The sequence below is a fragment of the Rahnella sp. P4_A8 genome (assembly GCF_056402435.1).
Genome location: NZ_JBFUHK010000322.1, coordinates 1 through 769, shown reverse-complemented (window position 1 = coordinate 769; position 769 = coordinate 1). Strand labels below are relative to the sequence as shown.

At 36.4% G+C, this 769-nt stretch carries 1 protein-coding gene; it reads right to left on the bottom strand.

The features are described from left to right. A partial coding sequence (locus AC1DUO_RS25725) for an HAD family hydrolase (protein ID WP_477989549.1) occupies window positions 1–489 on the bottom strand: 489 nt, incomplete at its 3' end. Window positions 490–769 lie beyond the last annotated feature (280 nt).

Sequence of the window (769 nt, the reverse complement as noted above, 5' to 3'; positions counted from 1 at the left end):
GGTGCTTAACATCGCAGCAGGTACTTGCCCAATGAATTCCTTTGATGCCCAAGCTGGGGCAATAGGTTTGACTCCTGCAGCATATGAAGCCTTTACATCATTTTCTTCATCACCAATAAAAAGAATATTGTTTTTAGAGCTTAGCCCCAGTTGAGCTAATGCTAGATTAATACCTATAGGAGAGGGTTTTGCTCCGCCATTTTTAACGTCATCATAGGTAATTATAACTTTAAAATAATTAGTCAGATCATAGTGTTCTAACAGTTTTAGTGCGTATCTTTTTGGAGAGTTAGTGACTACCCCTAATGGAATGTTCCTTTGCGCGAGACTGTCCAGAATGCTTCTTGTCTTTGGATAGATCTTTGTTAAATCTAGAAGTCCTTGTGTAAAATCGCCTCGCAAACTATTTTCTCTATAGTTCTTTAGGGCTTGAGTGTTTATGAGTGTGTTGTCTAAATCGAATAAAATAGCATCAACCTGATCCGTCATTTTATCTTTCCCCACTAGTTTGATAAGTTTTTTTAAATTATTTTTTATTTCCCGTCAATGCCAAACATAAAATATTATTATGATCTAATTCTTTGAAATACGATTGCAAGTTGATAATTTTCATGAAGTAGGAGAATGTTAGTCCCACTCAAGATTAGCATGCACCTCTCTGATGAAGCCTTTGCTTTACGCATAGAGATTTGCATTCTTGTTGCATGACTTTGCATTTTTTTTTGGAACGGCAATCAGAACTTCCCACCAGTGCAGACCACTATAAAAT